Origin of the sequence: Luteolibacter sp. LG18 (assembly GCF_036322585.1) — a bacterium.
Classification (GTDB): Bacteria; Verrucomicrobiota; Verrucomicrobiia; order Verrucomicrobiales; family Akkermansiaceae; genus Luteolibacter.
This window is the reverse complement of record NZ_AP024600.1, coordinates 3,253,408-3,277,592: the sequence shown is the minus strand read 5'-3', so window position 1 is coordinate 3,277,592 and position 24,185 is coordinate 3,253,408. Positions and strand designations below refer to the sequence as shown.

The 24,185-nt window shown below is 64.9% G+C and carries 20 protein-coding genes; 13 read left to right on the top strand and 7 right to left on the bottom strand.

Annotated features, from left to right (window positions below; genetic code table 11):
• The first annotated feature begins 27 nt into the window (after positions 1-27).
• The 5 genes from llg_RS13330 (at position 28) to llg_RS13310 (ending at position 7,237) form a co-directional block, all read left to right on the top strand.
• Positions 28-3,117, top strand: coding sequence for a hypothetical protein (locus tag llg_RS13330; protein WP_338285165.1), 3,090 nt, complete (start codon positions 28-30; stop codon positions 3,115-3,117).
• Between the two features lie 5 nt (positions 3,118-3,122).
• Positions 3,123-3,653 carry an SUKH-3 domain-containing protein gene (locus tag llg_RS13325; protein ID WP_338285164.1) on the top strand — a complete coding sequence of 177 codons (531 nt, stop codon included), beginning with the start codon at positions 3,123-3,125 and terminating at the stop codon, positions 3,651-3,653.
• Between the two features lie 30 nt (positions 3,654-3,683).
• Positions 3,684-6,197 (top strand): hypothetical protein, encoded by a 2,514-nt coding sequence (locus llg_RS13320; protein ID WP_338285163.1) that lies wholly within the window; start codon positions 3,684-3,686, stop codon positions 6,195-6,197.
• On the top strand, positions 6,194-6,454 hold the full coding sequence (locus llg_RS13315; protein ID WP_338285162.1) for a hypothetical protein: 261 nt from the start codon (positions 6,194-6,196) through the stop codon (positions 6,452-6,454). The genes llg_RS13320 and llg_RS13315 overlap by 4 nt, the downstream gene beginning before the upstream one ends.
• A gap of 99 nt (positions 6,455-6,553) precedes the next feature.
• Positions 6,554-7,237 (top strand): hypothetical protein, encoded by a 684-nt coding sequence (locus tag llg_RS13310; protein WP_338285161.1) that lies wholly within the window; start codon positions 6,554-6,556, stop codon positions 7,235-7,237.
• Between the two features lie 68 nt (positions 7,238-7,305).
• Here the strand turns inward: llg_RS13310 and llg_RS13305 are convergent, their stop codons facing one another.
• The 5 genes from llg_RS13305 to llg_RS13285 all read right to left on the bottom strand — a co-directional run bounded on the left by llg_RS13305 (position 7,306) and on the right by llg_RS13285 (position 13,628).
• A complete protein-coding gene (locus llg_RS13305) occupies positions 7,306-9,471 on the bottom strand; it encodes a hypothetical protein (protein ID WP_338285160.1) in 2,166 nt (721 codons plus the stop codon).
• 8 nt (positions 9,472-9,479) lie between these two features.
• Positions 9,480-10,352 (bottom strand): hypothetical protein, encoded by an 873-nt coding sequence (locus llg_RS13300; RefSeq protein WP_338285159.1) that lies wholly within the window; start codon positions 10,350-10,352, stop codon positions 9,480-9,482.
• Entirely contained in the window at positions 10,349-11,632 is a 1,284-nt protein-coding gene (locus llg_RS13295; RefSeq protein WP_338285158.1) for a hypothetical protein, read from the bottom strand. The genes llg_RS13300 and llg_RS13295 overlap by 4 nt, the downstream gene beginning before the upstream one ends.
• Positions 11,629-12,693, bottom strand: a complete 1,065-nt coding sequence (locus llg_RS13290; RefSeq protein ID WP_338285157.1) for a hypothetical protein — start codon at positions 12,691-12,693, stop codon at positions 11,629-11,631. Before llg_RS13290 ends, llg_RS13295 begins: the two co-directional genes overlap by 4 nt.
• A 92-nt stretch (positions 12,694-12,785) precedes the next feature.
• Complete coding sequence (locus llg_RS13285) at positions 12,786-13,628, bottom strand: hypothetical protein (protein WP_338285156.1); 843 nt, start codon at positions 13,626-13,628, stop codon at positions 12,786-12,788.
• A 308-nt stretch (positions 13,629-13,936) separates the two neighbouring features.
• Between llg_RS13285 and llg_RS13280 the strand changes: the two genes are divergently transcribed.
• The gene (locus llg_RS13280; RefSeq protein ID WP_338285155.1) at positions 13,937-14,887 is read left to right on the top strand and encodes a hypothetical protein; all 951 of its coding nucleotides are present in this window, start codon (positions 13,937-13,939) and stop codon (positions 14,885-14,887) included.
• 121 nt (positions 14,888-15,008) lie between these two features.
• Here the strand turns inward: llg_RS13280 and llg_RS13275 are convergent, their stop codons facing one another.
• Positions 15,009-15,632 carry a TetR/AcrR family transcriptional regulator gene (locus llg_RS13275; RefSeq protein ID WP_338285154.1) on the bottom strand — a complete coding sequence of 208 codons (624 nt, stop codon included), beginning with the start codon at positions 15,630-15,632 and terminating at the stop codon, positions 15,009-15,011.
• Between the two features lie 110 nt (positions 15,633-15,742).
• Between llg_RS13275 and llg_RS13270 the strand changes: the two genes are divergently transcribed.
• The 4 genes from llg_RS13270 to llg_RS13255 all read left to right on the top strand — a co-directional run bounded on the left by llg_RS13270 (position 15,743) and on the right by llg_RS13255 (position 17,995).
• Positions 15,743-16,513, top strand: a complete 771-nt coding sequence (locus tag llg_RS13270) for a glucose 1-dehydrogenase (protein WP_338285153.1) — start codon at positions 15,743-15,745, stop codon at positions 16,511-16,513.
• Positions 16,514-16,651: 138 nt separating this feature from the next.
• Entirely contained in the window at positions 16,652-16,975 is a 324-nt protein-coding gene (locus tag llg_RS13265) for a hypothetical protein (RefSeq protein ID WP_338285152.1), read from the top strand.
• A gap of 4 nt (positions 16,976-16,979) precedes the next feature.
• Positions 16,980-17,624 (top strand): hypothetical protein, encoded by a 645-nt coding sequence (locus tag llg_RS13260; protein WP_338285151.1) that lies wholly within the window; start codon positions 16,980-16,982, stop codon positions 17,622-17,624.
• Positions 17,621-17,995, top strand: a complete 375-nt coding sequence (locus tag llg_RS13255; RefSeq protein WP_338285150.1) for a hypothetical protein — start codon at positions 17,621-17,623, stop codon at positions 17,993-17,995. The genes llg_RS13260 and llg_RS13255 overlap by 4 nt, the downstream gene beginning before the upstream one ends.
• A gap of 239 nt (positions 17,996-18,234) precedes the next feature.
• Here llg_RS13255 and llg_RS13250 read toward each other — a convergent pair whose 3' ends face one another.
• Complete coding sequence (locus llg_RS13250) at positions 18,235-18,765, bottom strand: RDD family protein (protein WP_338285149.1); 531 nt, start codon at positions 18,763-18,765, stop codon at positions 18,235-18,237.
• Between the two features lie 157 nt (positions 18,766-18,922).
• Between llg_RS13250 and llg_RS13245 the strand changes: the two genes are divergently transcribed.
• The 3 genes from llg_RS13245 (at position 18,923) to llg_RS13235 (ending at position 24,041) form a co-directional block, all read left to right on the top strand.
• On the top strand, positions 18,923-20,062 hold the full coding sequence (locus llg_RS13245) for a hypothetical protein (protein ID WP_338285148.1): 1,140 nt from the start codon (positions 18,923-18,925) through the stop codon (positions 20,060-20,062).
• An 803-nt stretch (positions 20,063-20,865) separates the two neighbouring features.
• A complete protein-coding gene (locus llg_RS13240) occupies positions 20,866-22,362 on the top strand; it encodes a sulfatase (RefSeq protein WP_338285147.1) in 1,497 nt (498 codons plus the stop codon).
• Between the two features lie 275 nt (positions 22,363-22,637).
• The gene (locus llg_RS13235) at positions 22,638-24,041 is read left to right on the top strand and encodes a hypothetical protein (RefSeq protein WP_338285146.1); all 1,404 of its coding nucleotides are present in this window, start codon (positions 22,638-22,640) and stop codon (positions 24,039-24,041) included.
• Positions 24,042-24,185: the final 144 nt, after the last annotated feature.

Sequence of the window (24,185 nt, the reverse complement as noted above, 5' to 3'; positions counted from 1 at the left end):
TGACCTACGGCGGGCGGCACGGCCGGGGTGGCGCAGCAATTGACCGAGCCGGGCCTGCAACAGATCGCCTCCGCGCTGAGCAAGGACATTCCCGGTCCGGAGTGGGAGAGCCTGCTGCGACAGGAGCGCGAGCACCTGGGGGAGGCCTTCGGCGTGGCGTTTCTCTACGGCATCTTCGGCGCGGGCAGCCACACCCTGATCGAGGGGGCGAACGCGTCCGCTCTGCGCAAGGTTTTCAGCGATCGCCAGGGGCTGGAGCTGGCGGGCATCGGGGCGCGGGAGGCGGGGAGCATTTCCCAGATGGCGCTCACCGATCCGGTCGCGGCGGCGCGCCTGCACCAGGAGGTCTGGAAGGCCATGCCCATCGAGCAACGCGCGGCCAACAGCCGGGCCGCGATCGACCGCCTGCAGTTGGCGGAGGCGGCGCGCGCCGGTATCCCCGGCATCGAACCGCAGCCGGACGGGACCTTCACCGTTCACTACCATGATGAAGGGCAGCGGACCGGCAACTTCGCCAGCCGCGAGGAGGCCGCCGCCGCCATCATCGCCCATGAGCAGGACCGGAGCGTGGAGCTCGCGCGCGCCAATGCCTCGCTCATCGAGCAGCTCCAGGCGGGAGCCGAGGGCACCGGCCGGAACCTCGTCATCGGCGAGCTGCCACACAAGAACCTCGCCGAATGGGCCGGGGATTCCGCTGGAAAGATTGCCCAGGCCCGCGCCCGCGTGGCCATCATGCTGCGTCAGGCGGGGAAGGACATGGGGCTGGCCCGCGATGTGGACCTTTCCACCATTCCCATCATGGGCATGCGTTGGAACGCCCGCGAGCCGGATGGCTCGACCACGCTCCACATCGCGCTGGCGGAGGACTCGCAGCCCCACCACGTCATCGAGGAGCACGCCGAGGGCCTCGCCGCCTGGCTGCTGGACGAGGGCCATGTGTCCGAGCAAACGCTGACCCGCTGGCTGCGCGATACCGAGGCCGGGACCCGCAGCCGTTTCCTCCACGACGACCTCGGCGCGCTGTCCCCGGCGCTGCGTCGGCAGGAGCTGCTGGAGGCCTTCAGCCACGTGGCCGTGAACAACGCCACCGGCCGCTACGCCGACAGTGCCCTGCCCTCCCCCGTGCGGACCTTTTTCCGCGCGTTCAAGGAGATGATCGGCCAGCACCTGCGCATCGCCACGGACTTCCTGCGGCTGCGGCGGGAGGGCAAGGTGGATCCGCACTTCGCACACTGGCTGGACGTGGCGGGCGGGCTCGATCCGGACATCCATGGCCCGCTGCGGCCGGAGGATGGATCTACGGCGAAGATCGTAGATCCGGCCCGGGCGGAGGATGGGGTGTCCGCGAGGGATGGAGCGTTCTCGTTCAGCCTGGCGGAATCCACGCCGGAGCGGGACGCGCGGCCGATCACGCCGCTGCGGATTTCATCGGAGGTGCTGCCGGGCGGGAAGAAGGACTGGCACCGGCAGATCCGGGACTACATCGCCGCATCACTTCAGGGAAGATCGTTGATCAACAGGGATTCCGGCATCGAAATTCATTTCAATGCTGAAAGCAAAGGCGAGGCCCCTAGCAAACTACGCCGGGAGCAAGGCTACAGAGCCGCCACTCACCTCGACACGATCACAGAGCAAGCGATTCACCTGGGCCAGATGCAGCCCAGCGAAGGAAAGAAAAGCAGCACGAAGCAAATCGACTATTTCGCCCTTCCCGTTGAAATCGATGGCCAACATCAAATTGCTTGGTTCAACACACGGACCGCTCTCCTCGGTGAACGGGTAACGTTCTACGAATTCGGCCTGTTCGATCCTGAACGGGCAACCACCCACAATGCGGAAAAAAACGAGGCCCGGACTGCCCAGGGGCTTGGGAAGGGTGACACTGCCACCACTTCTAACGCCCCGCAATCCGGACCTGACAAGACGGTAGGCGAGTTCCTCTCCCGAATCAAGGACACACTTCCAGCCGCCATCAAGGTTGGCCAGGAGGCCGATGGCGGACCTGCACAGGATGCCTCCTTCTCCATCGGGCATCCCGGGGACGACTCCTCCTCACTCCAGCCTTCTGTCCCGAAGCTACTGGAAGCATCGGCGTCCCTCCCGGCTGATGCCGCACCCAAGGGGGCCAAGGATTGGGAGACCGTCGGCAAGACTGTCACCGACCGACTCTACCAAGACTTCAAGGAGCAAGGTCCGGTCAAGCTGCCGGAAGGCTCCGTCGGGTTTGACAACTCCCCGGGCTTCAGGCAGGTTAAGGCACCTTCCGACACCGCATCCTCACTCCACTACGAAGCCGCCGCGCGGTTGCGCGAATTGCTGGATCACTCCGTTCCGGTCAAGAGCGAGCCCTTCGGCCAAAACGGCCAATCCGCCTTGCACCACCGCTACGCGTGGATGACCTTCTCCGATGGTACGACGCGCCCCGTAGCAATCGCCCTCGGGGAATGGGCACCGCAAACCCGCAAGGAGGGCCTCACCGTCCGCACGCTGGAAGTCGGACCGGTGATGGATCTCGCGGGGAAGACTCCCGACGAAGCCTTCGCCACCGCCATCAAGCCGGAGCACCTGCCAGAGGGCACCGATGCACCTTCCGTGTGGAACCAACCGCAGCGCATCCCCGCCCTGGCCAAAGCCGACAGCACAGAACCAGCCTCCCGCGAACCGGACTATGCCAAGGCCGAGGCCCAGGGAATCACGCGGGAGGAAATCCAGCCCCTGCTGGAAGCAGCCCGAGCCAAGCACCGGGAATTCACTTCGGAAAATCCGAGAGAGAGAGGCATGATGGCCACACTGATCAAGGATGGCAAAGCCATTCACGGCTTCAGTTCCACCATCACCCCCTTTCGTCACGAGGATTTACATCCCGACGTCAAAGCCGCCTTGGATTCTGTATCTCTTGCTGATCGAAGTAAATTCCATTCCCGCTGCGCTGAAATTTGGATGATCTCCGATATGTTAAAGAATGGAATCGACCCACACGGCACCACCATCGTCGCGACGCGGATCGGCGGGGAAAAAGATGGCCTGATACGCAATCCCTGCACTTCTTGTGCTCCCGCTCTCAACAAATTTGAAATTCGCTTCCTGGAAGCTGAAGAACGCCAACCATCGCAATAGATTTCATGAAAAAAAGATTCCCTAACGAAGTGGAGAAAATTCTCCGATCTGGTGGCTGGACAGGCCTTCAAAAGGATTGGAACGGGAAAGCTGCCTCCCCATTTCCAGCAGCCGAAAAGGCCCTAGGAGAGTTCGGAGGTTTTTATTATGCGCCCGACCCCGCCACTGGCATCGAATTTGCACGTTCCCGATTCATCATCGACCCTGGAAAAGTGGGATACCCCACTGAATATTTGGAAGAGGAAGAGAAAGCCATTGGCAAAAAGCTCTATGCCATTGGGACATTGTATGACGAACCCATCGACCTGTTGATCGCAGAAGATGGCACCCCCTACTCCAACACCGACTACGGCATCTATCAGGATGGCGACACCTTCGACGATGCATTGATTGCCTGCATCCTCGGCATCCGCCCATCCCCCAATTACACGCTCTATCCCGTTTTCAATCGACAAGCTCAACCCGGCCAACCACCGGTAGCTCGCTGCGAGTGGCTCGTCGACAAGCCATTGCTCCCGGATGGGCGGGAAGACTGACTCATCCTGCTGGAGTCCCGCCTGGCGGAGATGACCGCGGCTGGCGGCTCGGCCGGGGTGGTCCAGCAATTGACCGAACCGGGCCTGCAACAGATCGCCTCCGCGCTGAGCAAGGACATTCCCGGTCCGGAGTGGGAGAGCCTGCTGCGACAGGAGCGCGAGCACCTGGGGGAGGCCTTCGGCGTGGCGTTTCTCTACGGCATCTTCGGCGCGGGCAGCCACACCCTGATCGAGGGGGCGAACGCGTCCGCGCTGCGCAAGGTTTTCAGCGATCGCCAGGGGCTGGAGCTGGCGGGCATCGGGGCGCGGGAGGCGGGGAGCATTTCCCAGATGGCGCTCACCGATCCGGTCGCGGCGGCGCGCCTGCACCAGGAGATCTGGAAGGCCACACCCATCGAGCAACGCGCGGCCAACAGCCGTGCCTCGATCGACCGCCTGCAGTTGGCGGAGGCGGCGCGCGCCGGCATCCCCGGCATCGAACCGCAGCCGGACGGGACCTTCACGGTCCACTACCACGATGAGGGGCAGCGGGTGCGGGACTTCGCCAGTCGCGAGGAGGCCGCCGCCGCCATCATCGCCCATGAGCAGGACCGGGGCGTGGAGCTCGCGCGCGCCAATGCCTCGCTCATCCAGCAGCTCCAGTCAGGAGCCGAGGGCACCGGCCGGAACCTCGCCGTGGACGAGCTGCCATCCAAGAACCTCGCCGAATGGGCCGGGGATTCCGCCGGAAAGATTGCCCAGGCCCGGGCCCGCGTGGCCATCATGCTGCGTCAGGCGGGGAAGGACATGGGGCTGGCCCGCGATGTGGACCTTTCCACCATTCCCATCATGGGCATGCGCTGGAATGCCCGCGAGCCGGATGGCTCGACCACGCTCCACATCGCGCTGGCGGAGGACTCGCAGCCCCACCACGTCATCGAGGAGCACGCCGAAGGCCTCGCCGCCTGGCTGCTGGACGAGGGCCATGTGTCCGAGCAAACGCTGACCCGCTGGCTGCGCGATACCGAGGCCGGGACCCGCAGCCGTTTCCTCCACGACGACCTCGGCGCGCTGTCCCCGGCGCTGCGTCGGCAGGAGCTGCTGGAGGCCTTCAGCCACGTGGCCGTGAACAACGCCACCGGCCGCTACGCCGACAGCGCCCTGCCCTCTCCGGTGCGGACCTTTTTCCGCGCGTTCAAGGAGATGATCGCGCAGCACCTGCGCATCGCCACGGACTTCCTGCGCCTGCGGCGGGAGGGCAAGGTGGATCCGCACTTCGCGCACTGGCTGGACGTGGCGGGAGGGCTGGATCCGGACGTGCACGGTCCGTTGCGGCCGGAGGATGGATCTACGGCGAAGGCAGTAGATACGGACCGGGCGAAGGATGAGGCGTTCTCGTTCAGTCTGGCGGAGTCCACGCCGGAGCGGGACGCGCGGCCGATCACGCCGCTGCGGATCTCATCGGAGGCGTTGCCGGGTGCCGGACAGAAGGATTGGCGCAATACCATCCGAGCTTACATTGCCACACAGTTGCAGGGAAAAATGATCCTGAATGTCGACTCCGGTCACTGGATCAAATTCACCTCGGAAAGCAAAGGGAAGGCGGCATCCCGCCTCCACACCGAAAAGGCGTTTCGATCCGCGCACCAACTTCAAGACATCACGGTCCAGGCGCTCCATCTCGGCTCGATCGCTCCTGACGCGCGGAAAGCGGAAACTACTGCGGCGATCCACTATTACGCCATGCCCATTGAGATCGAAGGCAAGGAATTAGTTGCCTGGTTCAACACGCGCGAACCAAAATCGCACGAACACGCGATCTTCTACGAGTTCGGCATCGTTGATAAAAATGCGGCCCGAAAAGACCAGAGCGTCACGACAGCCACGAAGGGCGTGCCGATCACCTCGCAATTCGGACCGCAAGCCAATGTTCGCAGCTTTTTGGACAATGTCAAAGACTGGCTCCCCGCCGCCATCAAGGTGGGCCAGGAGGCCGATGGCGGACCGCATCAGGAGACTTCCTTCTCCATCGAGAACCCAGGAGCAGGAGCGCCCCATCCGCCGTCCGGCGGAGGTCCACAGGACTCCAGTTTGGATAGATCTCGAGACCCGGAAGACAAGCTCAATAGAGGTGACGCCACGAACGAAGCATCAACCGATCCGAATCCGTCCACCTCCGCCCCGTCGGGCGATGAAAAATCCTTCAACTGGTGGTTCCACGGACCGGTGCAACGGGGAATATTCGCCGTCCTTTCCGATCAAGGCACCCTTGATTTTGGAATCGTGGCAGGCAAGGATTCCCCTGTCCGGGGCACGGCGATGTTCAAAGCCATGATGACCCATTATGGGGAACGCGTTGAGCGGATCGGCGGAAACTGGTATTCCGGCACAAACCTCGACAAACTCAACGAACTAACAGCCTCCGGAATCACCCTTGAAGAATCGGCAGCCAAAACATGGACCGGGGGCCAAGCAGCCAAATACGGTTTCACCAAAGTCCGAATCCTTGAAGCCGACGGCAAGCCCGGAGACTATTCCGTTGTCCGAGTAGTTTTTGAACGATGAACGAAGAAACAGCCAACCACGCTCGCAATCTTCTTGGAGAAGGCGCTTCGCCTACTTCGATTTTCCGCTATCTCCTCGAGAAGGGTGGCCCGTCCCGGCAAGACCACTTCCATCTCGTGCATGATCTCCAATCACTCTTCGACATGAGCGTCGATTCCTTGCTCATGATCGGCGCTTGGGACAAATGGAAAAAGAATGGCTACGACGATTCGACCTTGGATGAGAAACTAAAGGGTCGAATCAAGATGAAGAACTAAAGACGGATCCACATCGCGCTGGCGGAGGACTCGCAGCCCCACCACGTCATCGAGGAGCACGCCGAGGGCCTCGCCGCCTGGCTGCTGGACGAGGGCCATGTGTCCGAGCAAACGCTGACCCGCTGGCTGCGCGATACCGAGGCCGGGACCCGCAGCCGTTTCCTCCACGACGACTTCGGCGCGCTGTCCCCGGCGCTGCGTCGGCAGGAGTTGCTGGAGGCTTTCAGCCACGTGGCCGTGAACAACGCCACCGGCCGCTACGCCGACAGTGCCCTGCCCTCCCCGGTGCGGACCTTCTTCCGCGCGTTCAAGGAGATGATCGGCCAGCACCTGCGCATCGCCACGGACTTCCTGCGGCTGCGGCGGGAGGGCAAGGTGGATCCGCACTTCGCGCACTGGCTGGACGTGGCGGGCGGGCTCGATCCGGACGTGCACGGGCCGTTGCGGCCGGAGGATGGATCTACGGCGAAGATCGTAGATCCGGTCCGGGCAGAGGATGGGGTGTCCGCGAAGGATGAGGCGTTCTCGTTCAGCCTGGCGGAGTCCACGCCGGAGCGGGACGCGAGCCCCGGCTCCGCGGGCGGAATGGGAAATGGATTTCCGCAGGCCTTCGTTCCCGGCTGCGATCCCTCCGGGATCCAGAATTCGCCCGGGGAAAGATCGAGAGTCATGGTGTCGGAAGATCAGGGAGGAATTGCCCAGCCGGAACTGTCACCAGTTCCGCTACTCCACGGACACGCGAAAGACGTGTATAAGATCAGGGTTGCAAACCCCAGGCGTTGATGAGCGATCCCTTCGGGACCAGGAGCACCGTGAAGAACACGACAGATGTGGGTAAAGGGCAGGTTCCTTCAGGTGAGGGATCTGTGATCCGGAATCACGGGGGGACCCGAATGAAGAGGGGCTGCGGCGGGAGAGCGCCGCCACGGCAGGATCGAGCATCCGTCCGGATGGCACCAGTCACCGTCCCGGAGTTTTTCCCAGGTGGAGTATTCCTTGAACCAGATCCTTTCACGCACGCGTGGATCGGACGGGAAGGAAGCCCCGGCGGTCCATGGCTTGGGACCGTAGGAATAGCTGAGCACCCCGTAGTTCTCGAACCAGTCCTTCTCGGGACGGACGACGCCGGGAAGGAGCGCGGTGTAGTCGCGGTCGATGTCATTGACGTAGACGGCCCGCCCCCAGCGGTCGGGCAGGACCCGCAGGCTGCCTCCGGCGACGGAGACCAGTGAATGGTGGCCGTTGACCCTTTGCACGCGCCGCAGTTCGTCGATCCTGCTCCAGGTGTCGGCGTGGCCGGTTTCGATGAGATTGAGGATGGGGCAGTTCGAGAAGATCTCATGTTCCCGGCTGGGGTCACGGATGTCCCAACAGGTGCCGAGCTTGATGCCGACGGTGGAGGCCATGACCTGGCATCCGCGCATGTCATCGAAGTAGACGGCGGCGGGATCCGCGGTCATGAGGTGATCGGAGTCCATGAGCCAGCAGCGGTCCCACTCCTGCGGATGATCCCGCAGGATCTCGAGGCCATCGTAGGAGGGCAGGCCTTCCGCGATGCGGGCGGGGCGGACGGCGATGAATTCCACCAGCAGGTTCGCGGCGTGGAAGTCCGCGGGAGGCTCGCCGCGGAAATAGCAACGGACATGCACGGGATGGAGCGTCCTCCGGACGATGCTGTGGATGGTGACAGCCAGCGGGATCATGAGCATGGGATCCCCGTGGAGGACGATGTTGATGGGCCTGACGGTCTCCCCCACCCGCCCGCTGTGATCGAGGTCCCGACGCCAGGCGGCGGCGAGGGCGGACAGCCGTCGATCGGGCGGCACGCCGTCTTCCGCGAGGGCTTCCTCCTTCGCCCTGCGCACGATGGGAACACCGGTGAGGTGGGTCGGCCGCTCGACCGGGAGAGGCGTGCCATCGTGGACGAAGAAGGCGTCCCACCCTTTTTCCACGAAGGACGTTTCGTCTGCGGATTCCGCGTCGTCCGGGAGTTCGATGTCCCGATAGTCGAGGGTGCCGGGGTCTTGGCCACCCGGCTGCCAGGTATTCCGCGGCAAGATGGCGGCCCGGGTGTAGCCAGAGGCGATGAGCCCGCGCACCTCGCGCGCGGAGACGGGGCCGCCGAGCAGGATGTGGCGGGGCCGCCAGTGCCGGTGCACGAGCCAGGGTGCGCCCCCCTCGAGCAAGCCGGGCGTTTCCGCCGTATCGGGGCTGGAGCCGAAGCGGACAAACGATGGTGGCCCGCCGGCATCGCCGTGCTCCGGCGGGATCTCCGGCACGACCTTCAGATCGGGAAGCGCGGGGGCGACTTTTTGCAAGACGCCGTCCCGGTCCTCGACGAGCACCTTCCAACCGCGCTCCGCGAGATCGATCGCCCGCGCTAGATTCCCCGGCTCGATCTCGAGGACGAGGGGCTTCTCCCACTGCCCCATGCGGAGGCATTCCCAGGAGACCTTCTCGCTGGCCCACAGGCCCGCGCTTGGGGCACCGCCGCCATTCCTTTTCCACGGACGGTCTCCTTTTTTCCAATGGACGAGGCTGTCGGAAAATCCGGCGGTAGGTGGCCCGCCGCAGGGAACCATCCCGCGGAGAGGAGCGAGGCACCGGGTGGAGGCACGGGAGACCCACCAGGCCCCCGGCTCGGGGGGCAGGGCTTCCCCTTCCCCTTCCCCGGCTTCACCGGTCTCCGATCCGGCAGGAGCACTCCGGTGGAGGATCTCCGCAAGATCGCCAAACACGAGCAGCGGCCCATTGATGAAGAGAAACGATTCCCAATCCGAGGTGAGGCGGTCGAGGATGGCCCACCCGTCCGTGCCACGGGAGGCAGCGGAAAACCCCGATGCCGGCAGGGAAACGAAATCCACCGCGAGGTGGCGGGCGCGGAAGGACGGCGGGGCGAAATCGAAGCAACCGATCCGGACCTGCACGGGAACGGCGGTCCTTCTCATGACGCTCGCGAGGAGGGCGGGCACGGCCTCGAGCTCGCTCCTGTCCGCGGTGAGGAAGATCCGGATCATCGGGTGGGTCATGGTTGGGCGGTTTCCAGGGCTGGGGTGGCCGCGACATGCATGCGGTCCTCGGGACCCTCGAACCAACGCATCACCACGATCTCCCCGTCCTCGACATCCCACACGCCGGAGGCGCACGAGGACTTCCGGGCCATCACCCCGTTGTCATAGAACCGGACCTCATCGGCCCAGTCCGGATGGGACACGGCCATCACATGCCAGGGCTCGGAGGTGTAGATGGTGTGGACGGCGGCCATTCTTTCGGGTGACAGCCAGTGGGAGGTGATGAGGTTGTTTTCGCGGGTGGGATACGAGCGGTTGTGATAGCACAGGCGATCGCTCGCCAACACCTGTCCGCACCGTTCCGCGGCGGCGCCGCTGAGGATGAGATCCTCCGCGCCGGTGGCGGGCAGGGAATCATCGGCCGCCAGTTCCTCCACCATCCTGCGGGAGAGGAGGTAGCCGGCCCCGCCGCTGCCTGCTCCGCGATAGTGGAAGAAAGCGGCATCGGCGACGTGGTCGTGGCCGCCGAGGGTGAGTTCCCCGAGACGATCGGCCGCGACATAGGTGTCGTCATCGCACTTGAACAACCAATCGAAGTCGTAAGCCTGGAGCGCGAGTTTGAAGAAGCCCCTGACCTTCGCCGGGAGATGGTGGTAGCCGTCGGACACGCCCGGGACCACGCGGATGTCCGCGGCGGACTGGTCCTCCGGCGCATCCGCCGCGCCCTCCGCTTCCCCCAGGAAGAAAACCCCGCGGACATGGGGAGGACAGGTGGAGAGCCAGGTGTCACGGACCGCGCCGCGCTTCTCCACGTTTTTCAGGCAGGTGCAGATCCCGATCAGGATCCGCGGGCGATCGGGCGGATGGGAGCAGTCGGACGCGGTCATTCAAAACGGTATTTCTTCTTCAGGGCGTCCTGCCTCTCCGGGGGCAATTTCGAGAGCCATCCGCTCGCCTCGGACTTCGAGTCGGTGCCGGCGAGATAGATGCACAGCTCCTCCACGCAGAGGTCCGTCGACTCCCCGCCGGGCTGCTTGACGAGCCATTGCGAGGCTTCGATGGAATCCTGGTTCATCCATTCGGCGAAGGCCGGGCGGAGGAGTTCCTGCCTGCCGGTCTTCAGCACAAGCTCGACGGAGGACTTCGGACGCTGCGAGACCCAGCCCTTCACGGTTTCCTTCAATTGGTCGGAGTCCTGCAACGATGGATCCTTGAGCAGGACCTTCTCGAAGGCATCCTTCGACATGTTCGCGCCGAGCCGGAAGAAGCTCCCGGGTGTGAATCCGGGAGTCGCCTTCATGTCGTCCAGCACGGCCTGGAAGACGGGCAGATTGGCGGCGTCGAACTTGAGTCCACCGCTCCCCAGGATCTGGCCGATCGCGCTCACCTTGATGTCCTCGGGAAACAAGGTCCCGAATCCACGCAGCGAATCGGAGTCGCCCGCGGCGATGCTCTTCCGGAGTTCCACGGCGAGGCCGCTGGCGAGATAGCCGCGCGGCGTTTGGCTCGACTCGCGCCCACCCGCATCGAGGGGCGAGGCCATGGCGATGATGCGCTGGAGATCCGCGGTCTTCGCATCGGCATACAGCAGCGAGCCGACCGCGCCCCAGATCGCGCTGGAGGGATTGCCGATCCGGGCCTCCGTGAATTCGGTGAAGACCTTCGATTGGAGCAGCGCCTCTCCGCGACCGGGATCGAGGAGGATGGCCTTCGCGGTGAGGCCCGAGGCGAACTGCAGTCCATTCACCGTCCGCAGCCCGCCCAGACGCTCGAGAGCGTCGTTCCACTCCTCCGGCTTCAGCGCGCCAGCCAGGGCCACGCCGACGAGTTGATGGCTGACATGGAGTTCCTTGTCGCATTTTTCCAGCAGCTCGCGCAGACCGGCATCGTCGTGGCTGCGGATCATCTCCGCGATGAGGTCCGCCGTGCGGGCGATGGTGGCGCGCCCGCCATCCGGGCCCGGGCTGGCGGACTGCCGGAGCACGGCCGCGAGCCGGTCCGAGCGATCCTGTTTCCGGGATTCCGCGCGGTCCGCGGGCGGGGTCGACTCCGGGCCGCCGCCCGCGTCCTGCTTCCGCTCGCACGAACCCAAGGCTCCCATGCAAATGCCGACCATGGCGGCCGCCGACAGCCCGCGCGCGCGCTTCGAGGTGAGGAGCGGGGTCATGGCTGTTGTTTGATGAACGCGGCCTTTTCCTCCTCGTTCAGATGATCCTGGACGAACTTGCGGGCGGCTTCCGGCCCTTCCTTGATCTCGATCTGTTGGACGAGCGCCGGCAGGTTGGCCTTATGCAATAGATCATCGGGAAGCATGGCCGACTTGACCCAAGCCGCGGTGGTGGAATCCAGTCCGCCGGCCCGGGTCATGGCGGTGCTTAGAAAGGACGACCTCTGCCGTTCGTCCTTCCCGGCGAACATCGCGGAAAGCTGGTCCTGATCGCCATGGGCGAGGAATTTCCCGGCGTACGAGGCAGCCAGGTTCTGATCTTCCGGGAGGCCGAGGGCTTTCACCATCGAGGCATAGGGAATGGTTTTCCAGGCGTCCTCGTTGTTGGAAATGTAATCCCCCATCAAGGTGGCCAGCATGATCCGGTAGCGGCTCTTTTCCACCTCGCTGGCCGAGGCATCGTCGAGGCTGCGGATCATTTGGGTGACCTCCGCGTCGCTTTTCGGCGTGAATGCATTCCTCAAAGCGGAGTCCGCGAACTGGAGCTGGTCGGCCAGATTCCAGTTCTTGAGCGCCCCGAGCAGGTCCGGGATGTCGGAGGGCTTCGCTTCGCTGTAGGCGGTTTGGAGCAGCCTCGTCTTGGTCCGCCCGGAATCGAGATCCGCCACCATGGCCAGATAGACCCCGGCATTCATGAGTGGGCGGCACTCGCTCATGAAGAACTCGGCCAGATCCTCCAGCTCTTCCGCCGATGCGCCCGCCGCTTTGAACTCCTCGAACCGGGCGATGAGGTCGGCACTGGTCAATTTGCCCTGGCGGGCGAGTTCCAACTGGTTCTGCTTGAATTTCTTGATCGCCGCCGCCCGGTCCTTGCCCGCCAGCAGCGAGGCGGCACTTTGATGCAAGGAGGGCCGTGCGCCCGGCTTCGCGGCCAGGGGAGTTATGTCGGACCTCCCTTCGGATCCGGCGGCTTTCGGTCCGGTCAGCCAGGAGACCAGCCAGACTCCGGCAATGATCAGGATGAATCCGGCAGATATCGCAAGCGGCGATTTTTTGATCATTTCCCTCCAAGTGTGATCTGGTTCCAAAACAAGCTTGCACGGTAGCCGCGGGGCGGAACCGTGCAAGTTGATTCAACCCGGTCGAACCCGTATCAGGGCGCGACGGTGGTCTCGGGCTCGGTCGTCTCGGGACCCGTGGTGGTATCGGGAATGGTGGTGCCGGTCATCTCTTCCGATTCCACGGTGATATCCACGTCCTTCTCGGAGAAGAACGGCGTGGTGCCGCTCACCGTGGTGCCGTTCACCTTGGCCACGACTCCGGAAGGCGGGTAGATGTAGACCTTCGAGTGGACCTTGGTGGTCACGGATGCCGTGCCATTTCCGGTCGGTGTATCGAATGTTGTGTACATCTTCACCTCCCAGTTGACGCCCCCGATGAGCAGATTGGAAATCGTTGTGACGGTGGGCTGGGAGCCCGGGACCGTCACCTGGATGTTCGGGGAGTGGTAGTTGGGAGTGAGCGCGGCCGAGAACGTGGCGGGGTTGCCCTGTCTGGGGCCTTGCGTCGCGCCCGTGTCCACCGCTCCAGTGGAATCGTATTGGGTGATCTGGAGCCTCGCCGACCCCGTGAAGGTACCCACCGGCTTGTCCCCGTTCTGGATGCTGGAGTGCGGAACCAGCGCCTTGACGGCCACCTGGGTTCCCACCTTGTTGCCGCTGCCATCGTAAGCCTGGATGATGTATTCGGTTCCGGCGTCGGTGCCGTCCTTGCTCGCCGGGGCGGTGCACTTGATGCGGTAGTCCTTCGGCGTGGTGGTGCCGCCCCCGGTGGTGATGGCGAGCCCGACGCCGGCACCGGCGGCGCTGATGAGGCCGCCGAGGATGCCGGGCGAGCTGACGAGCACGGTGGCGAAGGAGCCCTTCTTCAGGAAGGCCCGGCGGGAAGGATGGGCTTCCGGAGCACCGCCCTGGTTTTGTGGATGTTGGTCTGTCATGCCTTGACGATTGGATGTTGGAGTTTTTGCCTGACTCCGATGGAGATCGGCCTGGGGCGTCGGCTCCAATCCCACCACGAGGCGGGAGTTAATTCCGACCAATTCTTCTAACTATTCCCCATTCGCGTCAGACATCGCACGCCTAACAGTCACATCTGATCGCGTCAAATTATTACTCAGGAACCGCGCTTATTGTTATTTCAACAGATCACCCTTGGATCATCAAACGCCACATAATCGGCCATAACAGGTTCCATCTTGCGCGGCTCCTGGCGTTCTGCTGGGTTCGGGCCATGAACTGGGCCGACATGTTTCCGATCCTTGGCGAAGACATGCTGGAGGACTACGAGGCCACGGCGACCGCCGCGGAGAAGGCGGAGCTCGAGGAATGGTTCGGGGTCGCCCGTGTCATCCCGAGCGGGAGGACCAGGCCCGGGCCAAGCCAGGGCCACCCCCACATCGCGGCGGCCACCGTGTTCTGGAAGCACGTGGGCGCGGACGATCCCGACCTGCCGGTCCCCACCCGGGAGCGGCTGGTCCACGCGCGGAGGATGGGGTTGATCAAGCGTTTCGATCCCTGGGAGAGTTACATCGAGCCGATGCTGGTGGCGGGGCCGGAGCAGATCGCGCGCAATCCGGACGTGGAATTCCGGGCCTATCTGGCCAGCGACCTGGAGTTCCTGGCGGGGGATCTGGTGGAGGCGGGCTGGGAGGTGCACCTGATGAAGAGCCCCTCGATCCGCTATTCCCCCGGCGGCTTCTGGAGATTCCTCGCGCTGGAGGACGCGGCGCTGGTGACGATGCTGGACGCGGACCGCGTGGCGCTTTCCGACACCGAGATCGAGCGGACGCGGGTGATGCACCGGCTGGGCCTCGGCCTCTGGCGCGTGCCCGGATATTACAACCACGAGCCGGTGAACGAAGTCCGCTACCGCCCGATCCTGGGCGGGCACTTCGGAGCCATGGGCGGCATCCCCGCCAAGAAGTTGATGCAGGCCTATGTCTGGCATGCCCGGCGTGGCTCGATGCCGCTGGTGGTGAATCTACCCGGGGGACGGCAAACTCCGCTGATGTTCGCCAAGTGGCCGGGCTACGGCTACGACGAGATCTTCCAACTGGTGGGCCTGTACCCGTGGCTGGTGGAGGGCGGCACGCTGACCTTCGTGCCGCGGGACTCCCGTTCGTTCTTCCTGCCCGCGGACATCGACTACGTGAACCATGCCAACCCCAACAGCGAGGTGGCGTATTTCGATGGTTGAGGTCCCTCACCCGGCCCGCCTTTCACGGCGTTTCCCCGTCACGCATGGCCCCCGCCGGTGGGATGCCGGGAGCTTCCTTTTCGAAACGCTCCGTCAGACACACGCGAAGCCGGGCTTCGCGCTACTTGGCGCGGGGATCGGCGGGCCAAGCGAACATGGCTTGCTCGGCGATGCCGCGGAGCTCCTCGACGGTGGCGCCGCTGGTGGCCTGGACGGCCATGCCCTGGAGGACGGTGCAGAGGTAGCGGGCGAGGCGGGCGGGGTCGACGTCCTTGGAGAACTCGCCGGCTTTCCGGGCGCGGGTGAAGCGCGCGGCGAGGGCGGCCTGCATGTCGCAGCGCTGGGCGATGAGTTGCTCGCGCACGGGGCGGGCTTCATCGCCGCAGACGAGGGCGCTCTGGATGGCGAGGCAGCCGCGGGGGTGGGCGGGGTCCGATTGGAGATCGAGGGCGCCGCGCAGGAGGGCCTCGGCGGTGGCGCGGGCGGTGGGCAGGGCGAGGGCGGCCTTGACGTAGGCGGCGGGACCTTCGCTGTAGCGGGCGAGGACTTTCTGGAAGAGGGCCTGCTTGTTGCCGAAGGCGGCGTAGAGGCTGGGGCGGTTGATGCCCATGGCGGCGGTGAGGTCGCTAAGGGAGGTGCCTTCGTAGCCTTTTTCCCAGAACAGCAGCAGGGCCTTTTCGAGCGCCTGATCGGCGTCGAAGGCGCGCGGGCGGCCGATGGGGGTGGCGGGCTTGGGAGCATTCATACCTTTCGGTAAAAAATGTCACTTGACCGGGAAAAGTCCAGCGGCTAGTTCTGTATCGTTCGTTACAGAACAGGATCACGGGATTCAAAACACAAACCAACGTCATCGACATGAGCACGAGCACTGGAAGCAAATTGCAAGGGAAGACCGCCATCGTCACCGGAGCCTCGAAGGGCATCGGGGCGTCCATCGCGCGCCTGCTGGCGGCGGAGGGAGCGGCGGTGGTGGTGAACTACGCCTCAAGCCGGGAGGGGGCGGACCGGGTGGTGGCGGAGATCACGGCCGCGGGAGGCAAGGCGGTGGCGGTGCAGGCGGATGTTTCGAAGCAGGAGGACATCACGCGGCTGGTGGCGGAGAGCGTGGCGGCCCACGGGCCGATCGACATCCTGGTGAACAACGCGGGGATCTACGAGATGGCGCCGCTGGAGGAGATCACGGCGGAGTCGTTCCAGCGGCAGTTCGGCCTGAACGTGCTGGGGCTGCTGCTGACGACGCAGGAGGCGGCGAAGCAGTTCAATCCGGCGGGCGGGAGCGTGATCAACATCAGCTCGGTGGTGAGCACGTACGCGCCGGCGGGGTCCGCCATTTACAGCGGCACGAAGGGCGCGGTGGACACGATCACGCGTGTGCTTTCGAAGGAGCTGGGCGGGCGCGGGATCCGGGTGAACGCGATCAATCCGGGGATGGTGGACACGGAGGGGACGCGCAGCGCGGGCATCGCGACGGATGAGAGCGAATTCCGGAAGCACCTGGAGGCGACCACGCCGCTGGGCCGGATCGGCCGCCCGGATGACATCGGGAGCGCGGCGGTGTTCCTGGCATCCGACGATTCCTCGTGGGTGACGGGCGAGCTGTTCTACGTGGCCGGCGGGCTGCGGTGAGACGGTGCCGCGGGATCGGGCCCGTGGGATACGATGGATTTCGTAGCTCCCGCGGGTCCGGTTGGCCAGGTGTTCCATGGCGCGGGCGGGAGGGTGGTCGTAAGTTCCATTCGTCAGGACTTCGAACCCCTTTTCATCATGGCGACCTCTCTCGCGACGACCGGCTATCAGATCACGACCTCGGGCAGTTTCTACCTGGATACCCTGTTCCCCGGGGTGGAGTATCTGCTCTGCTGCAAGAGCGACGCAGCGATCGGCTCGGGCTCGTCCGAAATCACGCTTTCGCAGCCGGCGCCATCCGGCACGGGCGTGCTGCTGATCGATGACGGGGCGCTGAACCAGGCGACGCCGAAGACGGAGGCGCGGTTCGTGGCGTTCAATCGACGGCTGAACCTGGACGTGGGTTATTACTCCGGCCCTCCGATCCAGGTGATCTGCCTCCCGATCCGCCGCCTTTCCTGAGGTCATGATCGGAGTGCTCAATGGCGGCGTGGTCCGGGGCGGGGCGATCCGCGGCGCGGTGGTGTTCGACGGGGCGGCCGGTCCCACGGGCCCGCCGGTGCTGCTGAACCCGGGGGCGATGTTCATCGCGATCGATGATCCGGTGAACCAGGTCGGGGCCTACATCAACCTGATCACGGCGGCGGAGTGGCGCGGGGCGGAGTTCGTCTCCAGGACCTGGCTCTACTATGGACCCTATGTCGGCGCGCAGGAGTTGTACACGGGCCCGCTGGAGTTGTCCGACCAGAGTCTCCACGATGCGGACATCTTCCTGAGCGAGGAGGCCACCAACGCGGCCGGCACCTCGACGGAGGATTCGAACAGCCTGCACCTGGACTTCACTCCGGTGATCCAGAATGCGCCGGAGATCGTGGGGCCGGTCTACGCCGGGGCGAACGTGGAGCTGACGGAGTGGGCCTACTACAATAACTACTACGGGGCCGTGTACTACCTGTGGTTCATCGATGGCGAGGCCTACGCGGAGACGAACTCGCCGGGCGTGGATCTTCCTCCGGACTGCTCCGGGAAACCGCTCTACTGCGCCATCGTCGGCATCAACCTGTATGCCACGAGCGGGACCTACCTCACCCCTACCGTGACCATTCTATGAAACTATTCGTACCCATCGAGAAGCCGCCCGTCCAGGAACCCACGAAGGAGCAGATGCGCCAGTTGGTGCCGCGGGTGGTGCGGCAGAGCGCGGCCACGAACTTCCAGCGGCTGTGCGCGATGCAGCGCCAGGGGATCGAGACGATCTGGAGCAATCCGCGGCTCACGCCGCAGGAGGCGGTGGACACGCTGGGCACCAGCGCGGTGAAGGTGTTCCGCGCGCACGGCCACCTGACGGAGCTGATCCTGGCCTTGGCGGCGCTGGAGGAGGCGCCGGAAACGCCGGAGATCCTGTTTCCGACGAATGCTTTCACGGCGAACGAGGATGGCACGGTGACGGTACTGGATGCGCCGTACGTGCCGGGGGTGTGAGGCGGCTCTGAATTTGGAGTGCGGCGAGGCATCGCCGCTTTGGGTGCCGGAGAGGATCGACGGGACTTGCAGCGGAACCGCTGAAGAGGAGCGGGAACCAGAGAAGAGGTGATTCTGGAACGAGGGATCGGGTTGGCGAATGCAGGTGTTGCACCCGGCGATGGCTCGCCTCCGCTCAAAGCGGCGATGCCTCGCCGCACTCCACATCAGAGGCACCCTGCCTCCTTTTTGAATGCGTTTCAGCCCGTGACGCGGACGACCTGGGTTCCCGCGATCTGGTCGTGGAGGCAGCGGCGGTCCTTGCGGAAGATGCTCAGGATGTCCACCAGGCTGATGATTCCGCCGACGATGGGAATGAACATGAGGAGGCTCGAGAAGCCATAGCGCTTCAGCAGGAGATCGATGGCGGAAGGCTTGCCTCCGGTCATGGTGGCGATGCGGATGCCGGTGAGTTTTTTGCCGATGGTCTGGCCGCTGCGGCAGAGGAGCCACGATTGCACGGCGTAGAACACGATGATGCCCAACAGGGCCAGCAGGTAGTTCTTCCCGGATGCGTAGGCCCCCGATTCGGCCCACACCAGAGGGAACCCGGCGGAGGAGAACGCGAAGCGGATGAGGCGGACGACGCCCAGATTGACCACTCCATCGATGACGACGCTGTGAAACCGGGTCCACGGGGACGCGAGGGGAAACTCTCCTGATTCCGCGGCCAATGGTGGCAGGGGCTCGCTGGCGGGTGGGGAGTAGGGATTGGACGTGTCCTCGCTCATGGATGGCCGGATGGGTAGGGCAAGACGGACCGGAGTCGAAGGAAAAAGACACGCGCCCCGGGGATTGCATCCCCTGCCCTTCCCTATCTCCGGGACATCTCTTGATTGACGGAGATTTTACAAACACGGCGGCGGGATTATTGTTAGAGTGGCGGCGATGATCCGTGTGTCCGCCGTTGCCGTTTCCCTGTCGGTTTCCGCCCTGCTGTTTTCCGGCTTGTCCGCGGTGCGGGCGGAGGAGCCGGATTGGACGGCTTCCCTGAACCGGAGCTTGTTGCCCCATGTCGGCAGGGGGTGGGCGCAGAACGGGCGATTCATCGGCTACACCGCCGCCAGCCCGCTGCTCCTGGATCGGCGGCTTCGCGAGCGGAAACCGGACACGTGGGAGGAAGCGTTGGCCGCCTACGGTCCGGGATGGGTTTCTCCCTTGAGCGGAGTCGGGATCTTGGAGTGGCATTTCGACGATGAGGTCGTGGTGCGTGGCGGCACACATCCGATCTCGTTGGACCGGCCGTTGGACGACCCGTTGGAGCGCCCGACCTGGAGCGCCGAGGCACCGCCCCGCATCAGGACGATTCCGGGCGGCAATCGACGACCCGTGCCGGAGAAGACGAGCCCGTTCGAAATTGCCCGCGCGCTCAAGCCGGAGGACGCACCGGTGTTCATTCCGGTCCCGCTCGAGGGACGGTTCGCGGCGTATTTCACGCGCCGTCCGGTGGTGCTGGCAGCGAAGCAGCGGGAGCGGATGCCGAAGACCTTCGCGGAGACGCTGGAGATCTTCGGTCCGGGCTGGCTGGATCCCGCGGTGACCGGGGGGGCGTGCCGCTGGTGGTTCGATGACGGGGTGGAGTGTTCGCTCCCGGGTCTGCCACGGCACCTGGCCGATGCGGTGACGTGGACGATCCAGCCACGGCCGAAAACGCCATCGGTGGTGGATCTCGACCGCGATCCCGAGGGGCTGGCCCCGCTTTCCGGCGAGCAGGCCCGGGCGATCGGCCAAGGCGCGGCACCGCGGCTGGGCATGAGGGAGGGCCGCGTGGTTTGCTACACGGGAGACGCCGCCATCCATCCGGCCGCGCTGCACGCCCGCACCCCGGCGACGTACCGCGAGGCGCTGGCGCTCCTCGGCCCGGCCCATGTGGAACACGGCTGGCAGTGGAAGTTCGACGACCAGGTGACCTGGAACGCGGAGATACCGGCGAAGCTGGAGGACAAGATCGATCTGCGAGAGTGGAAGCTGGAGTTTCCCGTGCAATCGACCGCGCCGTCTGGAGGGCAGCCGGTGGATCCGCGTTGAGCGGAGCGGAGGAGCGGTTTCACCGAAAGGAGCGTCTCTGATTTGGAGTGCGGCGAGGCATCGCCGCTTTGGGTGCCGGAGAGAATCGACGGGATTTGTAGCGGAGCTGTGGAAGAGGAGCGGGAACCAGGGAAGAGATGATTCTGGAACGAGGGAGCGGGTTGGCGAATGCAGGTGTTGCCCCCGGCGATGACTCGCCTCCGCTCAAAGCGGCGATGCCTCCTCCCCTTTACCCACATCTCCGGTGCAAACCGTGGCCGCGGTGGTGACAACGTGGGCAGGGAGGATTCACCCGAGCCTGTGCATCCGGTTTCTCGCTTTGGATTCGCGCCAACCCTCCTGAGCCCCGGCGAGGGGCGACGCAACCGGAGGCCAAGCGACAATCCAAATGAACATCCGCATCCGCCGTTCAAAGGGTGCCGGATCACCCGAAGAAACAGGACGGGCGGATCCGCCTGGAGAGCGCAGGCCGCGTCGTCCCTTCCGGGACTTGAAGATTCCGCCGCGATGCGATCCGGGGGCTTGCGCGCCCCGGCTAAGTTACGTCGCCCTCCGGGCTTGGAACTGGCGGTCGCTGGATGGGGACTGGAGCCACAAGGGTGTGGGTGGCCCCACCCCGCCCACGCTGTCACCAGCGCGGCTACCAAAAGGCGGCGCCTCGCAGATGTGGGTAAGGGGCAGGATGCCTCGCCGCACTCCAAATCCAGAGCCCCCTCTGGATGCCGCGCCTGCCGCCACTCCCCCACGTTCCGCGAAACAACCGGCGGCGGCGGGGCGTATGGCGGAGGTTCCTTTTCTTCGTGATGATCGCTTGTCCTTCCGTGTTCCGGGCCGTGCTGGGGTTGCTGGTGGCCGTGGTGGTTCCTTCCGTCCGCGCGGCGGAGGAGAAGCCCGTGCCGCCGAACGTGATCGTGATCTACATCGATGACATGGGCTACGGCGACATCGGCCCGTTCGGGGCGAAGGGTTACGCGACGCCAAACCTGGACCGGATGGCGGCGGAGGGGACACGGTTCACGAGCTTCTACTCGGTGCAGGCGGTGTGCTCGGCGAGCCGCGCGGGGCTGATGACGGGGTGTTATCCAAACAGGGTGGGAATCGCTGGCGCGCTGTTCCCGCACTCGAAGGTGGGGCTGGCTCCGGAGGAAACGACGATCGCGGAGGTGTGCAGGACCCGTGGCTACGCGACGGCCTGCATCGGGAAATGGCACCTGGGGGACGCGCGGGAGTTCCTGCCGCCGCAGCAGGGTTTCGATGAGTATTTCGGCCTGCCGTATTCGAACGACATGCGGCCGCTGCCGGGCAACACGCACCCGCCGCTGCCGCTGCTGGAGGGCAACACGGTGGTGAATCCAGCGGTGGACGATGCGGCGCAGGACCAGCTCACGACATGGTACACGGAGCGCGCGGTGGACTTCATCCGCCGCCACAAGGAGCGGCCGTTTTTTCTCTACCTGCCGCACTCGATGGTGCACGTGCCGCTGCATGTCTCGGACAAGTTCCGCGGCAAGACGGAGCGCGGGCTGTTCGGGGACGCGGTGGCGGAGCTCGATTGGTCGGTGGGCGAGGTGCTGGGGGAACTGCGCCGCAGCGGCATCGATGACCGCACGCTGGTGATGTTCTGCTCGGACAACGGGCCGTGGTTGAACCATGGCGATCACGCGGGCAGCGCCGGGCCGCTGCGGGAGGGCAAGGGCACGAGTTGGGACGGCGGCGTGCGCGAGCCGACGCTGATGCGCTGGCCGGGCCACATCCCGGCGGGCCGCACCTGCGATGTGCCGCTGGCGACCATCGACGTGCTGCCGACGGTGGCGGCGCTGGCCGGAGCGGAGCTGCCGGCGCGGAAGATCGATGGCGTGGACATCGGCGATGTGATCACGGGAAAGAGCGATCGCGCGCCGCACGAGGCGCTGTTTTTCTACTACCACGGCAATGACCTGGAATCGATGCGCTCGGGCAAGTGGAAGCTGGAGTTCGCGCGCAGCTACAGCTCGCTGGCGGGAAAACCGCCGGGGAAGGACGGCAAGGCCGTGCCCTACACGCAGGTGAAGATCCCCGCCGCGCAGCTCTACGATCTGGATGCCGATCCGGGCGAGCGGAGCGATCTCGCCGCCGCCCGTCCGGAGGTGGTGGCACGCCTTTCCGCACTCGCGGACCGGCAGCGCGAGGAACTCGGCGATGAGCTGGTGAAACGCCCGGGCACCGCCCGCCGCGCGCCGGGGAAAACCACGGCGGTCTCGGTGTTCCCGTCCGACGCGGGCTTCGAGAAGAAGCCGGAGGCGAAGTACGGGGCGCGATAAGCGGCGGCAGGCTGCCCTCCATAGAACCCGCAGGGTCTATCGGGCCCGGCGGTCGCCGGTGATCACGGAAAAAATTCCGTCACACGGTCATGTCCACTTTTCCGGACATGGCATTTGGAAACCCTTGGATCACAGCACCTATCTAACAGCATAAACGAAAGATAAAACATATCCACACCCCACCCCACGCGAAATAGACATTGCCTTTTCAACAAAACTCCAGAAAACCTGACCCAATCTCCCCCAAAGCCTGTATCCCCAACACAAACGCAACCATGAACCCATTGAAAACCCGGCTGATGCTGTCCGCCTTTGCCATAAGTGGACTCATCGCCTCCTCATCTCAAGTTATGGCCGATTTCGTTCCGGTTCCATTGCCGGACCCGAAGATCCCGGGCTATAGCTTCCCCGAGAACGAGGCCACCATCCTGAAGTGGGTGGCGGACACCGGCGTCACGGACCCGACGGTGAACACGCCGGCCTATGAGAAGATCTACCGCCACGGCTGGGGGCTGTGGGCCTCGCTCACGGCGGAGACGGACCAGAAGGACAACGGGCAGAACCTGCGCGTGTTCGAGACCTGGCTGACGCCGCAGGACGTGATCGCCGCCTCGAAGACGCCGAAGAACAACCTGCTCCAGCTCGCCCGCCGCGCGCGCCCGCAGCTCGAGGAATTCCGCCAGCTCAAGCACGGCAAGGACCCGCACCTGAAGGCCGCGGGCACCGCCACGGTGCTCGGTTTCGTGAAGTACGATCCCACCGCCGCGGAGCACATCATCAAGCAGGGGCTGCTGGAGAAGTCCGTGCTGGACCAGCTGCTGAGCTATGGCTCGGACGAGGTCCCGGTGTTCCCGATCACGGCGCTGGCGCTCAAGCCGGTGTTCCAGGTGATCAAGCAGAAGGACCTGGTGGACGGCCGCTACTACCAGCTGCCGGTGTGGCCGGGACCACCCGCCACCCCGCAGGCGTGGGGCTCGGAGACATGGCCGGGAGCCGTGTGGATCGACGTGAAGAACGAGGGCAAGGGCGACGGCAAGATCGACACCAAGCCGAACAAGGACGGCAGCACCCGCACGCCGGAGACGACCTATCCGGTATCCAGCCTGATCAATTTCCGGCTGAACTCGGACCAGGCCACGGCGCTGAAGTCCTACGGCGCGGCCCAGGGCGACTACGCCATCCTGCAGGCGATGCACGTGTCCGGCCGGGAGATCACGCGCTGGACGTGGCAGACCTTCTGGTGGACTCCCACCCCGGCCAACCCGCTGGCCCCGAGCTCGGTGGAGATCGCGAAGAACCGCCCGGCGCAGATCACCGGCCCGGCGGCGAACTACGCGATGTCCATCGCCTACACCACGGAAGTCCCCTCCCAGCCCTATGTGGGCGGGAAGAACACGGGCAACTCGCTCTACGCCTACAATCCGTGGCTGGAGGCGGGCTTCACGCCCTCCGACCTGCCGGACTCGATCCCCGGCACCTACGACGGCCAGCCGGTGGCGAACAACTACGGTGTTCAAAGCAATTGCATGAGCTGCCACGCCGCTGCGAACTACAATCCGAAGAACCTCGACACCGCGCCGAACTACTCGGGAGACCGCTACATCAGCCTGGATGACCCGCGCTTCGCTGGCACGCTGAAGGTGGACTTCCTGTGGTCGCTGCCCGGCAACGCGAAGTGAACTGATTCTCTGGTAAAAACCCAAACCAGCCCGGTCCCCGGAGTGATGCCACGCGTCGCTCCGGGGGCTTTTTTGTAGTCGGAAGCTCCGCTTTCGAAATGTATCCGCCAGCTCCGTTGGCGGTGGGCTGTGAGGCCGAACGAG